Origin of the sequence: Rhodovarius crocodyli (assembly GCF_004005855.1) — a bacterium.
Lineage (GTDB): Bacteria > Pseudomonadota > Alphaproteobacteria > Acetobacterales > Acetobacteraceae > Rhodovarius > Rhodovarius crocodyli.
In genome coordinates this window covers 229511-242241 of the sequence record NZ_SACL01000002.1, presented here as the reverse complement: position 1 = coordinate 242241, position 12731 = coordinate 229511, and the positions used below count along the sequence as shown (strand labels likewise).

Annotated in this window: 13 protein-coding genes; 5 read left to right on the top strand and 8 right to left on the bottom strand. The window is 68.5% G+C overall.

Annotated features, from left to right (window positions below):
- Nucleotides 1–18: 18 nt before the first annotated feature.
- From EOD42_RS07125 to EOD42_RS07115, 3 genes are all read left to right on the top strand, one after another.
- Nucleotides 19–624: a TetR/AcrR family transcriptional regulator gene (locus EOD42_RS07125; protein WP_127786818.1), complete on the top strand. Its 606-nt coding sequence runs from the start codon at nucleotides 19–21 to the stop codon at nucleotides 622–624.
- 78 nt (nucleotides 625–702) lie between these two features.
- Nucleotides 703–1686, top strand: coding sequence for a Bug family tripartite tricarboxylate transporter substrate binding protein (locus EOD42_RS07120; protein WP_127786817.1), 984 nt, complete (start codon nucleotides 703–705; stop codon nucleotides 1684–1686).
- 211 nt (nucleotides 1687–1897) lie between these two features.
- Nucleotides 1898–2701 carry a lytic transglycosylase domain-containing protein gene (locus EOD42_RS07115; protein ID WP_127786816.1) on the top strand — a complete coding sequence of 268 codons (804 nt, stop codon included), beginning with the start codon at nucleotides 1898–1900 and terminating at the stop codon, nucleotides 2699–2701.
- Between the two features lie 17 nt (nucleotides 2702–2718).
- Here EOD42_RS07115 and urtE read toward each other — a convergent pair whose 3' ends face one another.
- The 6 genes from urtE to EOD42_RS07085 all read right to left on the bottom strand — a co-directional run bounded on the left by urtE (nucleotide 2719) and on the right by EOD42_RS07085 (nucleotide 9036).
- On the bottom strand, nucleotides 2719–3414 hold the full coding sequence (gene urtE, locus EOD42_RS07110; RefSeq protein WP_127786815.1) for an urea ABC transporter ATP-binding subunit UrtE: 696 nt from the start codon (nucleotides 3412–3414) through the stop codon (nucleotides 2719–2721).
- Complete coding sequence (urtD, locus tag EOD42_RS07105; RefSeq protein WP_127786814.1) at nucleotides 3411–4148, bottom strand: urea ABC transporter ATP-binding protein UrtD; 738 nt, start codon at nucleotides 4146–4148, stop codon at nucleotides 3411–3413. Before urtD ends, urtE begins: the two co-directional genes overlap by 4 nt.
- Entirely contained in the window at nucleotides 4145–5176 is a 1032-nt protein-coding gene (urtC, locus tag EOD42_RS07100; protein WP_127786813.1) for an urea ABC transporter permease subunit UrtC, read from the bottom strand. Before urtC ends, urtD begins: the two co-directional genes overlap by 4 nt.
- Nucleotides 5173–6723 carry an urea ABC transporter permease subunit UrtB gene (urtB, locus tag EOD42_RS07095; RefSeq protein WP_206020283.1) on the bottom strand — a complete coding sequence of 517 codons (1551 nt, stop codon included), beginning with the start codon at nucleotides 6721–6723 and terminating at the stop codon, nucleotides 5173–5175. The genes urtC and urtB overlap by 4 nt, the downstream gene beginning before the upstream one ends.
- Entirely contained in the window at nucleotides 6720–7958 is a 1239-nt protein-coding gene (urtA, locus tag EOD42_RS07090) for an urea ABC transporter substrate-binding protein (RefSeq protein ID WP_127786812.1), read from the bottom strand. Before urtA ends, urtB begins: the two co-directional genes overlap by 4 nt.
- A gap of 187 nt (nucleotides 7959–8145) precedes the next feature.
- The gene (locus EOD42_RS07085; RefSeq protein WP_127786811.1) at nucleotides 8146–9036 is read right to left on the bottom strand and encodes a DMT family transporter; all 891 of its coding nucleotides are present in this window, start codon (nucleotides 9034–9036) and stop codon (nucleotides 8146–8148) included.
- Nucleotides 9037–9112: 76 nt separating this feature from the next.
- Here EOD42_RS07085 and EOD42_RS07080 point away from each other — a divergent pair, with 76 nt between their 5' ends.
- Nucleotides 9113–10666 (top strand): ABC transporter substrate-binding protein, encoded by a 1554-nt coding sequence (locus EOD42_RS07080; protein WP_164867818.1) that lies wholly within the window; start codon nucleotides 9113–9115, stop codon nucleotides 10664–10666.
- On the top strand, nucleotides 10666–11304 hold the full coding sequence (locus EOD42_RS07075; RefSeq protein WP_127786809.1) for an MBL fold metallo-hydrolase: 639 nt from the start codon (nucleotides 10666–10668) through the stop codon (nucleotides 11302–11304). The genes EOD42_RS07080 and EOD42_RS07075 overlap by 1 nt, the downstream gene beginning before the upstream one ends.
- Before the next feature lie 96 nt (nucleotides 11305–11400).
- On the opposite strand, the gene EOD42_RS07070 is transcribed toward EOD42_RS07075, so the two are convergent.
- A complete protein-coding gene (locus EOD42_RS07070) occupies nucleotides 11401–11667 on the bottom strand; it encodes a BolA family protein (protein WP_127786808.1) in 267 nt (88 codons plus the stop codon).
- A gap of 8 nt (nucleotides 11668–11675) precedes the next feature.
- Complete coding sequence (locus EOD42_RS07065; RefSeq protein ID WP_127786807.1) at nucleotides 11676–12656, bottom strand: tripartite tricarboxylate transporter substrate binding protein; 981 nt, start codon at nucleotides 12654–12656, stop codon at nucleotides 11676–11678.
- Between the last annotated feature and the right edge of the window lie 75 nt (nucleotides 12657–12731).

Sequence of the window (12731 nt, the reverse complement as noted above, 5' to 3'; positions counted from 1 at the left end):
GGTCTGCTATGCGTCGCCATGGATACCCATTTACCGCCCAAGCCCCGCGCCATCCTCCACGCCGCCGGAGACCTGTTCCTGCGCGACGGCTACTCCGCTGTTTCCATGGACGCGGTGGCCAGGCAGGCCGGGGTCTCCAAGGCCACGCTCTACGCCCATTTCGAGGGCAAGGACGCGCTGTTTTCCGCCGTGGTCGCCTCGAACTGCCAGGCCATGGCCGGCACCATCGTGAAGGGCGCGGGCCATGACGCGGAGATTCGAGAGGGGCTGACGCGGGTGGGCGACACCCTGCTGCGCTTCCTGATGCAGCCGCGCACCATCGCGATGCACCGGCTGGTGATGGCGGAGGCCAGCCGCGACCCCGCCCTGGCCGAAGCCTTCCTGGAAGCGGGGCCCCGCACGGCCCGGCTGCTGCTGTCGGAATGGATGGCCGAGGAACAACGGCGCGGAAGGCTGGATCCGCAGGTCCCTGCCCTGCGCCTGGCCACCCAGTTCGGCGCGCTGCTGCGCACGGACCTGTGGCTGCGGGCGGGGCTGGGCCTCGGCCCCGCGGCGGGTGACGAGGAGATCGCGGCCTGCGTGGCGGAGGCGGTGGAGATGATGGTGCGCGCCTACGCCGCCTGATGTCTTTCCGCTTGCGGCCCGGCGGGGTTTAGCCGGAACCTTCCCGCAACCGGGCCATAGCCCGGAAAGGGAAGAGACATGCCGATTACCCATACGCGCCGGGCCCTGGCGGGCACGCTGCTCGCCGCCCCCGCCGTGACGCAGCCCGCCTCGGCGCAGCCCGGCTGGCCCCGCCGCCCCATCAACCTGATGATCCCCGCCGCCCCGGGCGGCGCCACGGACCTGATGGGCCGGGTCATGGCCCAGGCCATGGGCCCGGCACTGGGCGGCACGGTGGTGGCGGAAAACCGCAGCGGCGCGGCAGGCGCCGTGGGCACCGAGCAATTGGCCCTGGCCGCGCCGGACGGCTACAGCATCGGCATCGGCATGATCGGCACCATTGCGGTGAACCCGCATGTCTATCCCCGCCTGCGCTACGACACGATGCGCGACTTCGCGCCGATCGGCCTGGTGGCGAAGGTGCCCATGGTGCTGCTGGCAAAGCCGGAACTGGCCGCCGGGGGCCTGCGCGCCTTCATGGACCGCGTGCGCGCGGCACCGGACGCCTTCACCTATGGCTCGGCCGGTGCCGGTTCCAACGTGCATATCGGCATGGCGAGCTTCCTGGACGCATCGGGGCTGAAGATGGTCCATGTGCCGTATCGCGGCTCCGGCCCGATGGCGCTGGACCTGGTGGCGGGCAACATCGATTCCGGCATGACCGGCCCGCCCGCCGCCCTGCCCGCCCTGCGCGACGGGCGGGTGGTCGCGATCGGCGTCACCTCCCGTCACCGGCTGGCGCAATTGCCGGATGTTCCGGCCATCGCGGAGGTCATCCCGGGCTTCGAGGCGCTGCAATGGTATGGGCTGATGGCGCCCATCCGCACCCCGCCCGAGATCCTGGCCCGGCTGCAGGCCGCCGCGGCCCAGGCCCTGCGGGAGCCGGAAGTGCTGGCGCGGCTGACCGATGAAGGCGCGATACCGGAACCGATGACACCGGAAGCCTTCTGGGGATTTGTACAGGAGGAATGGACGCGCTGGGGCGGCATGGTGCGCCGGACGGGCCTGCGCCCCGAAAACTAGGGTGGCGGGCAAAAAAAATGGCGGGCACAAGGCCCGCCAAGTTTAGGGAGGAAACGTCCAAGAAAGGCAAGCGAGGGAGAACCCTCGGTTGCTGAAGACGGATATACGGGAGAGATCGTTCGTGTGCAAGCGACTTTTCGCATCGCACCATTAAATTTCCGTCCCAAAACATGAGAGATGCCCATGGCACGCGGCTTGCGTGGCGGTCTCCATGCGGAATATGTCAGCCATCCTGTTGTTTTTTCTGGCCCTGGCGCCGGGGGCCTTTGCGCAGGCCAATCCTACCGCGCAATGCCGGGTTGCGATTTCCGCCGCCGAGCGAGAGCTGAATCTGCCGGTGGGGCTCCTCCAGGCCATCGCGCGGGTCGAATCCGGGCGGCGGAATCCCGAAACCGGCGAGGTCGGCCCCTGGCCCTGGGTCATCAATGCCGAGGGGCAGGGCAGATTCTTCCCGGACAAGCAGGCAGCGATTGCCGCCGTGCGCGAATTGCAGGGGCGCGGGGTGCGGATCATCGACGTGGGTTGCATGCAAGTGAACCTGCACCATCACGCCTCGGCCTTTCCCAGCCTGGAGGATGCCTTCGACCCCACCATCAATGCCCGCTACGCGGCGCGTTTCCTGAACACGCTGTATGAACGCAGCGGCAGTTGGGAAACGGCGGCCGGCCATTACCATTCCCAGACCCCGGAACGCGCCGAAGGCTATCGCGCCCGCGTGCTGGCCGCCTGGACCGGTGAGCAGCAGCGCAGCCCCGACCCGCCTGCCCCGGCGCCCGCCATGCTGTCCAACCGCGCGGAGCAGGTGCAGGTGATGCCGGCAGCCCAGCCCGGACGCGGACGGGGCCTGGATGCCTATCGCGCCAACCCGGTGGTGGCGATCCGCCCGACGCCGCCCGCCGTGGCCGTGGCCACCACCGCCGCGCGCCCGCCGGGCCCCATCTTCATGACCAACCGCGCGGCCGGGCCGCTGATCGCGGGCAGCATGGGCCCGCGCGGCGGGCTGTTCACCCGATAGCCCGCTGCGCGGGCGGGTCAGACGGTGAGCAGCTTCTGCACCGCGGCATCATCCAGTTCGCTGGCGATGCCGCCCAGCGCCACCTCGCCGCGCACCATCACGGCGATGCGGTCGGCCAGGCTCTTGGCGAACTCGTAGTATTGCTCGACCAGCACCACCGCCATGCCGCGGTCCTTCGCCAGGTGGCGGATGACCTTGGCGATGTCCTTGATGACGTTGGGCTGGATGCCCTCGGTCGGCTCATCCAGGATCAACAGGCGCGGCCGCGCCGTCAGCGCGCGGGCGATGGCCAGCTGCTGCTGCTGCCCACCCGACAGGTCGCCGCCCCGCCGCCACAGGAAGTCCCGCAGGATGGGGAACAGGTCGAACACGTCTGAGGGCACGCGGGAACCGCGCGGCGCGGCGGCCAGCGCCGTCTCCAAGTTCTCGCGCACGGTCAGGAAGGGGAAGATCTCCCGCCCCTGGGGCACATAGCCGATGCCGGCGCGCGCGCGCTCGGCCGGCGCCAGGGGGGCGACATCCCTGCCCTCCCACATGATCTTGCCGGCGCGGACGCGCTCCAGCCCGATGATGGAACGCATCAGGGAGGATTTCCCCACGCCGTTGCGCCCCAGCACGCAGGTGATGGAACCCGGTTCGGCCAGCAGCGACACGCCCGACAGGCAGCGGCTGGCACCGTAGTACAGGTCGATGTTTTCGACGGAGAGTGTCATCGGCCGAGATACACCTCGATCACGCGCGGGTCGTTCTGGACATGGTCGATGCTGCCTTCGGACAGCACCGTGCCCTCGCACATCACCGTCACCTTGCAGCCCAGGGCGCGGACGAACTCCAGATCGTGTTCCACCACCACCACGCTGCGTTGGCCCGCGATGCGCGCGAGCAGGGCGGCGGTGTGCTCGGTTTCCTGATCGGTCATGCCGGCCACGGGTTCGTCCACCAGCAGCAGCTCCGGCTCCTGCATCAGCAGCATGCCGATTTCCAGCCATTGCCGCTGGCCGTGACTGAGAAGCCCGGCCAGGTCCTGACCGCGCTCGGAAAGGCCGATCTCACGCAGCACGGCCTCGATGCGGTCGCGCTGCTCGGCCGCCAGCCGCCACTTCCAGCAGGCGATCGGGCCGCGCACGGCCTTCAGCGCCAGCTCCAGGTTCTCGAACACCGTCAGCGCGTCGAAGACGGTGGGTTTCTGGAACTTCCGGCCGATGCCCAGCATGGCGATGCGGGGCTCGTCCAGCCGCGTCAGGTCGGTGTCGCCGAACTTCACGATGCCGGCGGTAGGCTTCGTCTTGCCGGTGATGACATCCATCATCGTGGTCTTGCCGGCACCGTTGGGGCCGATCACCGCCCGCAGCTCACCGGGCTCGATGATGAAGGACAGGTTGTTCAGCGCCCGGAACCCGTCGAACACGACCGAGACGCCATCCACATACAGCGCGCGCCCGCTCATCGGCGTTTCTCCAGCAGGCCGATGAGCCCTCGGGGCAGCAGCAGCGTGACCGCCACGAACACCGCGCCCAGCACGAACAGCCACAGGTCGGGCGCCACCGAGGTCAGCCAGGTCTTGAGCCCGTTCACGGTGAAGGCGCCCAGCACAGCACCCAGCAGCGTGCCGCGCCCGCCGAAGGCGACCCAGACCACAGCCTCCAGGCTGTTGCCGGGGCTGAACTCGCTGGGGTTGATGATGCCCACCTGCGGCACGTACAGCGCGCCCGCGATGCCCGCCATCATGGCCGACAGCACGAAGACGAACAGCTTGTGCTGCAGCGTGTCGTAACCCAGGAAGCGCAGCCGTGCCTCGGCGTCGCGCACACCCACCAGCACCCGGCCCAGCTTGCTGCGCGCGATGGAGGTGCCGAGCCAAAGGCAGCCGCCGAGTGCCGCGAGGCTCGACCAGAACAGCAGCGCGCGGGCCAGCGGCGTGTTGAGCGCGATACCCAGCAGCTCCTTGAAATCGGTGAAGCCGTTGTTGCCGCCGAGCCCCATGTCATTGCGGAAAAAGGCCAGCATCAGCGCATAGGTCAGCGCCTGGGTCAGGATGGACAGGTAGACGCCGGTGATGCGGCTGCGGAAGGCGAGGTAACCGACCAGGAAGGCCAGCGCCCCCGGGATCAGCAGCGCCATCAGCATGGCGAAGGGGAATGACTGGAAGCCCCACCAGAACCAGGGCAGCTCCTGATAGCCCAGGAACACCATGAAATCCGGCAGCACCGGATGGCCATACACCCCGCGCGGCCCGATCAGCCGCATCAGATGCATGCCCATGGCATAGCCGCCGAGCGCGAAGAACGCGCCATGGCCGAGCGACAGGATGCCCGCATAGCCCCAGGCCAGGTCGATCGACAGTGCCAGGATGGCGTAGCACAGCCATTTGCCGACAACGGTGATCACGAAATCCGACACGCCGAGCCCCGCCAGGTTCAGGGCAGGCAGCAGCGCCAGCAGCAGCGTGATGGCCAGGATGATCAGGCGCCTCATTCCGCGGCCCGCCCCTTCAGTGCGAACAGGCCCTTGGGCCGCCGCTGGATGAACAGCATGATGCCCACCAGCACCGCCACCTTGGCCAGCACCGCGCCCGCATAGGGCTCAAGCAGCTTGTTGACGATGCCGAGCGTGAGCGCCCCCACCAGCGTGCCCACCAGGCTGCCCACGCCGCCGAACACCACGACCATGAAGCTGTCGATGATGTAGCCGGTGCCGAGGTTGGGACTGACATTGTCGATCTGGCTGAGCGCGACGCCCGCCAGCCCCGCGAGGCCCGAACCGAAGGCGAAGGTCATGGCATCCACCCAGCCCGTGCGGATGCCCATGGTGGCGGCGATGCGGCGGTTCTGCACCACGGCCCGCATCTCCAGCCCGAAGCGCGTGAAGCGGATGGCCGCCATGGTCAGCGCCAGCACCGCCAGGCCGAACAGGATGATCCACAGCCGGTTCTGCGTGACGGGCAGCCCGCCCGGCAGCATCAGCGTGCCCTGCATCCAGGCGGGGCTCAGAACCTCCCGGTTCTGGGCGCCGAAGATCAGCCGCACGCCCTGCTGCAGCATCATGCCGATGCCGAAGGTCAGCAGCAGGGTCTCCAGCGGCCGGCCATACAGGTGGCGGATCAGGAAGCGTTCCAGAACCACGCCGACGGCCGCCGTCACCAGGAAGGCGGCCGGCACCGAGAGCGGCAGCGACCAGGCAGCCCAGGCGGTGTGGCGCAATGCTTCCTGCACCATGAAGGTGGTGTAGGCACCGATCATCACCATCTCGCCATGGGCCATGTTGATCACGCCCATCACGCCGAAGGTGATGGCCAGGCCGAGTGCGGCCAGCAGCAGCACGGAGCCCAGCGAAATGCCCTGGAAGGCCGTCTCGAAGCCGCGGCGGATGGCCAGGCGGCGGTCGATGGTGGCGATGCCGGCATCGATGTCGACGGCCAGCTCCGGCTTGGCGGCGCGCGCCTCCAGCAGCAGGGACCGCGCCTCGGCGGTGCCCGCGCCGCTGAGCACGATGATGCCCGCGCGCTGCACCGTCACGTCATCGACCAGCAGGCGCGAGGCGCCCAGCGCCAGCTCCATCAGCGCGCGGATCTCGGGGATGGCCTCGCGGGAGAGCGCGTCCTCCAGCAGCGGCACGTTCTCGGCGCTGCGGGTGCGGAAGACGGCATCGGCCGCGGCGCGGCGCTCGGCCGCATTGGGGGAGGACAGGGCGAGACGCCCGATCGCGCCGCGCAGGACGACGCGCAGGCGGTTGTTCAGGTTGATGCGGGTGGCGCCCTCGGCGGCGATCGCCTCTCCGGTCGCGGCATCGCGCCCGTCCAGGATCACACGGCCCTCGGCGTTGCGCAGCAGGCGGCCTTCGGACAGGGCGCGCAGGATGGGCAGGGCGCGCGGGTCACCCTGGGTGCCCAGCGCCTGGGCCGCCTCGGCAGCGGGGCCGAACCCTCCGCCCAGGCGCGGTACCAGTTCCTCGAAACTCGTCTGCGCGCGGGCGGAGGCCGCCAGCGCGCAGAACAGAAGAACCGCGAGAAGGCGCGCGATCAACGGCGGCGGTTCGCGTTCTCGGGGATGTAGCGGGACCAGTTCTCGGCCGGGACCGGGGCCGGGGTGCGCCACACGATGTTGAACTGCCCGTTCTCCTGGATCTCGCCGATCATCACCGGCTTGGTCAGGTGGTGGTTCGGCAGCATCTCCAGCGTGAAGCCGCAGGGGGCGGCGACCTTCTGGCCGATCATGGCGGTGCGCACCGCGTCCACGCCCGTGGAACGGGCCTGGGCCACGGCCTGCGCCCACATCTTGAAGCCCACCAGCGTGGCCTCCATCGGGTCGTTGGTCACGCGGCGCGGGTTGCGGATGAAGGTGTGCCAGTCGCTGATGAATTCGCGGTTGGCCGGCGCATCCACGCTCATGAAGTAGTTCCAGGCGGCCAGGTGGCCCACCAGCGGCTTGGTGTCGATGCCGGCCAGCTCTTCCTCACCGACCGAAAACGCCACGCAGGGGATGTCCTCGGCCTTGATGCCCTGGTTGCCCAGCTCCCGGTAGAACGGGACGTTGGCGTCGCCGTTGATGGTCGAGACGATGGCGGTCTTCTTGCCCTGGGCCGCGAAGGCCTTCACGCGGGTGACGATGCCCTGCCAGTCGCTGTGACCGAAGGGGGTGTATTCCTCCATGATGTCGGCATCGGTGATGCCCTTGGAGTTGAGGAAGCCGCGCAGGATGCGGTTGGTGGTGCGCGGGTACACATAGTCGGTGCCGAGCAGCACGATGCGCTTGGCCTCGCCGCCATCGGCACCCATCAGGTATTCCACGGCCGGGATGGCCTGCTGGTTCGGCGCGGCACCGGTGTAGAAGATGTTCCGGCTCTCTTCCTCGCCCTCATACTGCACGGGGTAGAACAGCAGGCCGTTCAGCTCCTCGAACACCGGCAGCACGGATTTGCGGGAGACGGAGGTCCAGCAGCCGAAGGTCACGTCCACCTTGTGCACGGCCAGCAGCTCGCGCGCCTTTTCGGCAAACAGCGGCCAGTTGGAGGCGGGGTCCACCACCACGGCTTCCAGGCGGCGGCCCATGATGCCGCCGGCGGCGTTCTGCTTTTCCACCATCATCAGCACGGTGTCGCGCAGCGCGGTCTCGCTGATGGCCATGGTGCCGGTCAGGCTGTGCAGCACGCCCACCTTGATGGGGGCGCCCTGCGCCGAGGCGGAATGAATGGCGGGAAGCGCCATGCTGCCGGCCATGCCGGCCAGCGCCGCGCGGCGTGTGATGGTGGGGAGCGTCATGGTCTCGCCTTCCTTATGTTCGGGTCCGTCCCGGTGCTGCCAGTCTGTGGGGCAGAAACGCCCGCAACAACGGCGACCGAACCGATCAGAAGGCGCCCAGCCGGAAGGACTGCGCAGAGTCGGCGCAAATACAGATCATCTCGCCCAAGAAACGCGCAAACATCTGAAACATTTCACTGAATCATGATCAGCGTCGCTGCACGATCCATATCCCGGCACAGACCAGCACCAGCGCGGCCAGGAACAGCGGTCCCAGCGGGTCCCCCAATGCCAGCCAGCCGGCCAGCACGCCGAAAATGGGCGTGATGAAGGTGAAAGCCGACAGCCGGGCCGCCGAATGGCGCTGCACCAGCCAGAACCAGGCGATGTAGCTGATGAAGGCCACCGCGATGGTCTGGTACGCCAGCCCCGCCCAGACCAGCGGCGTGGGTGCCATCGGCGGCTCATTCAACAGCCAGGAAAACGCGAGCAGCACCGGCACGCTGACCACCAGCTGGTACAGCATGGTGGCCTCGGGCGAGGCGCGGGACAGGCGGCTCGCCTTGATCAGCACCGTGGTGGCGGCCCAGCCGAAACCGCCCGCCAGGCACAGCAGGTCCCCCCAGATGGCATTCGGGCCGGCCGGCCGCAGCAGCCCGTCGGCCATGGACAGCACCAGCCCCAGGAAAGCCACGCCCAGGCCGACCAGCACGCGCGGCCCCAGCACATCGCCGGGCAGGAACCAGCGCGACAGAAGCAGCACGAAGAAGGGCGCGGTATAGACCATCAGCACGGCGCGAGAGGCCGTGGTCAGCGCCACGCCGAGATAGAAGCAGCCGAACTCCACCCCGAAGATCAGCCCCGCCGCCACACCCGGCCACAGCGTGCCGTCATGCAGCCCGCGCGTCAGCCGCACGCCGCGCAGCAGGCACCACACGACACCCAGCGCGGCGGCCCCCATGGAGCGCATGGCCCCCTGCATGGCGGGCGGAATACCCTCCACCCCCAGCTTCATCGCCACCATGTTCAGCCCCCAGCAGGCACACAGCAGCAGCATGATGAGCGATGCCTTGGCGGGCAGCGGGCGCGATCCTGACATCGGCCCAGACTGGCACGCTTGCCGCCCCCCGCAAGCCGCCCCTAACCTGTTCGTCATGTCGAGAGGAGACAATGCGATGCGTGACATCACCGCGACGATTCGCCCGCGCCGGCGTGGCGTGCTGGCCGGCGGCCTGGCCCTGCCCATGCTGGGTGCCGGCTCCGAGATCGCCAGCGCCCAGCAGGCGCGCGACACGCTGCGCATCGTCTTCCGCGACGGCGTGCCTAATGTGGACCCCTATTTCAACAGCCAGCGCACCGGGCTGATCCTGGCGCATCAGGGCTGGGACTGCCTGGTCCATCGCGACCCCAACGACTTCTCCTTCAAGCCGCTGCTGGCCACGGCCTGGAACTGGGTGGACACCACCACCATCGACTTCACGCTGCGCCAGGGCGTGACCTTCCACAACGGCGACCCGTTCACCGCCGACGACGTGGTCTACACCTTCAACACGGTGGCCAACCCCGAGACGCGCACCGCGACACCCAGTAACTATTCCTGGATCGACCGCGCGGAAAAGACCGGGGATTTCTCCGTGCGCGTGCACCTGAAGCGCCCGACGCCCGCGGCGCTGGAATATTTCTCCCTCGTCTATCCGATCTGGCCCAAGGCCTATCGCGAGCGCGTGGGCGCCGACGGCTATGCCCGCGCGCCGGTCGCCGCCGGCCCCTACAAGATCGTGGCCAACAATCCCGGCGCCTCGATCGAGTTCGAGCGGCATGAGGGCTATTACGCCGACAGCCCCAAGGGGAAACCCGCGATCCGCCGCCTGGCCGTGCGCTTCGTGCCCGATGCCGCGACGGAGCTGACCGAGCTTCTCTCGGGCCGCACCGACTGGATCTGGAACATCAACCCCGACCAGATGCCGAACCTGGAGCGCCTGCCGAACTTCCGCGTGGCGCGGCAGGAAAGCATGCGCGTGGGCTACATGACGATCGACAGCGCCGGGCGGACCGGGGCGGGCAACCCGCTGACCAAGCTGCCGGTGCGCAAGGCCATCCTGCACGCCATCGACCGCAACGCCATCGCGACCCGCCTGGTGCAGGGCGGCAGCCGCGTGCCGCCCGCCCCCTGCTATCCCAGCCAGTTCGGCTGCGATGCCGAGGCCGCGGTGCAGTACGACTACGACCCGAACAAGGCGAAGGCCCTGCTGGCCGAGGCGGGCTTCCCCAACGGCTTCGACACCGAGATCGTCAGCTATGTCCTGCCGCAGTGGGGCTCCGCCGTGCAGAACTACCTGCAGGCGGTGGGCATCCGCGCCCGGCTGACCCAGTTGCAGGTGGCCGCGGCCATCCAGCGCAGCCAGGAAGGCCGCGCGCCGCTCTACCTCGGTTCCTGGGGCAGCTACTCGGTCAACGACGCGTCCTCCTTCATGCCGACCTGGTTCGGCGGCGGCGGCGACGACTATTTCCGCGACGCCGAGACCATCCGGCTGCTGGAGGAAGGCGGGTCCACCAATGACGAGGCGGCGCGCCGTCGCGCCTATTCGGCGGCCATCCGCCGCGTGACGGAACAGGCGGCCTTCGTGCCCATCAACACCTACGTCAACACCTATGGCTATGTGCGCAATCTGGAGTTCCAGACCTGGCGCGACGAGCTGCCGCGCTTCTATTGGGCGAAGTGGCGCTGATGGCCTTCAAGGGCGCGATCATCCCCGTCACGGCCTTCGAGCAGAACTGCGCGCTGCTGTGGGATGACGAGACGATGGAAGGTGTGGTGGTCGATCCGGGGGGCGATGTCCCCCGGATCCTCTCGACCATCGAGAGCCAGGGCATCAAGGTGCAGCGCATCCTGCTGACCCACGGCCATATCGACCACGCGGCGGGCGCGGACGAGCTGCGCGCCGCCCTGAAGGTGCCGGTCGAGGGTCCGCAGCTGGCCGACAAGATGCTGCTCGACAATCTGGAAAAGCAGGCCAGCGCCTATGGCTTCGACGGTGCGCGCAACGTCACGCCCGACCGTTGGCTGGAGGAAGGCGACACGGTGCGGATCGGTGCTGCCGATTTCGCCGTTCTGCACTGCCCCGGCCACGCGCCCGGCCATGTGGTGTTCGTGAATGAGGACATGCGTTTCGCCATCGTGGGCGACGTGCTGTTCCAGGGCTCGATCGGGCGCACCGACTTTCCCTATGGCGACCACGAGGCGCTGATTTCCGCGATCATGACCAAGCTGCTGCCGCTGGGCGACGATATCCAGTTCATCTGCGGGCACGGGCCGGGAAGCACCTTCGGCAAGGAGAGGGTGAGCAATCCTTTTCTTCAAGAATAGAATGTTCTTTTTTGAAAAAAAGAACCAAAAAACTTTTATCAGTTAAACTCTTAAAAATCTTTTTGCTTCTTTTTCTACAGAAAAAGAAGACTGCTTTTACTCCCCAGGGGCCTTCAACTTCAGCGCCATGGCATGCAGCCCGGTGCTGAATTCCTCCGCCAGCGCCTCATTCACCAGGCGCTGGCGCGCCACCCGGTTCAGCCCCGCGAAGGCGGCGCTGACCATGACCAGCGTATAATGCGTCTCGCCCCCCGGCCGCGCCCCGGCATGGCCCGCATGCAGGGCGCTGTCGTCGATCACCTCCAGCGCCTCGGGCGCGAAGCGGCTGGTCATCTGGGCATGGATACGCTGGGCACGGGTCATGCCCGCTTCTACTCCACCTTGCCGATGCGCTGCACCACCCGCACCAGCCGTGCGTGATCCTCGGCCACGAAGCCGCGGAAGGCGTCGCCGTCCATATAGGCCATGGGGCTGCCCGCGGCCTCCAGGGCGCGCAGCGCCTCGGGGTCGCGCGCGGCCTGGGCCAGGCAGCGGCGGATGTCCTCCTGCACCGGCGCGGGCGTGGCGGCGGGGGCAAAGACGCCGGCCCAGATGGTGTACTGCACCTCCTCCAGCCCCTTCTCCTTGAAGGTCGGCACGTCCGGCAGGCTCGGCAGGCGCTCACCGGCCCAGCTGGCCAGGGCGCGCAGGCGGCCGGCGCGGATGTGCTGCATGATGGGGCCGGTGCCGCTGGCCAGCGCCTGCACCGTGCCCGACAGCAGCGCCGTCAGCGCGGGCGCGCCGCCCTGGAAAGGCACATGAAGCATGTCGATGCCGACGGCATTGGCGAACATGGCCATGGGCGTGTGCAGCGCCGAGTAGTTGCCCGAGGAGGAATAGCTGATCGCCCCGGCCCGTGCCCGGGCATCGGCGATGAAGGCATCGATGTCGCGCCAAGGCGCGTCGCCGCGCACCACCAGCACGGTGGGGTCGGCGGTGATGCGCGCGATGGGGGACAGCTGCTCCACCTCATATTGCGGCTGGCGGCCGTTCACGCGCTCCGATTCCGGCAGGATCAGCACGGAGGACAAGGCCATCAGAAGGGTCGAGCCATCGGCCGGCGCCCGCGCCACGAAGGCGTTGCCCAGCGCGCCGGACGCCCCTGCCCGGTTCACCACCGGCACGGCGGAGCCCAGGATGCGCTCCATGGCCGCCGCCGTGGGCCGGGCCGATACATCGGCCTGCCCACCCGGTGGGAAGGCCACCACCATGCTGACCGCCCTGCCCTGCGGCCACGCGGATTGCGCCCGCGCCAGGGCGGGAACGGCCGAGGCAGCCAGCACCGCGCGCCGCCCGAATGTTCCGATGTTCATTGGTCGTTTCCTCTCGCTGGTGGCCTGCCGATCCGCCCCTGACGTTGGAAATCCAACGCCAGGGGCGGGCAGGAC

Bases quoted from the DNA above. Each gene is read 5' to 3' on its own strand.
- EOD42_RS07125 (WP_127786818.1), top strand. From the start codon at position 19: ATGGATACCCATTTACCGCCCAAGCCCCGCGCCATCCTCCACGCCGCC.
- EOD42_RS07120 (WP_127786817.1), top strand. From the start codon at position 703: ATGCCGATTACCCATACGCGCCGGGCCCTGGCGGGCACGCTGCTCGCC.
- EOD42_RS07115 (WP_127786816.1), top strand. From the start codon at position 1,898: ATGCGGAATATGTCAGCCATCCTGTTGTTTTTTCTGGCCCTGGCGCCG.
- urtE (WP_127786815.1), bottom strand. From the start codon at position 3,414: ATGACACTCTCCGTCGAAAACATCGACCTGTACTACGGTGCCAGCCGC.
- urtD (WP_127786814.1), bottom strand. From the start codon at position 4,148: ATGAGCGGGCGCGCGCTGTATGTGGATGGCGTCTCGGTCGTGTTCGAC.
- urtC (WP_127786813.1), bottom strand. From the start codon at position 5,176: ATGAGGCGCCTGATCATCCTGGCCATCACGCTGCTGCTGGCGCTGCTG.
- urtA (WP_127786812.1), bottom strand. From the start codon at position 7,958: ATGACGCTCCCCACCATCACACGCCGCGCGGCGCTGGCCGGCATGGCC.
- EOD42_RS07085 (WP_127786811.1), bottom strand. From the start codon at position 9,036: ATGTCAGGATCGCGCCCGCTGCCCGCCAAGGCATCGCTCATCATGCTG.
- EOD42_RS07080 (WP_164867818.1), top strand. From the start codon at position 9,113: ATGCGTGACATCACCGCGACGATTCGCCCGCGCCGGCGTGGCGTGCTG.
- EOD42_RS07075 (WP_127786809.1), top strand. From the start codon at position 10,666: ATGGCCTTCAAGGGCGCGATCATCCCCGTCACGGCCTTCGAGCAGAAC.
- EOD42_RS07070 (WP_127786808.1), bottom strand. From the start codon at position 11,667: ATGACCCGTGCCCAGCGTATCCATGCCCAGATGACCAGCCGCTTCGCG.
- EOD42_RS07065 (WP_127786807.1), bottom strand. From the start codon at position 12,656: ATGAACATCGGAACATTCGGGCGGCGCGCGGTGCTGGCTGCCTCGGCC.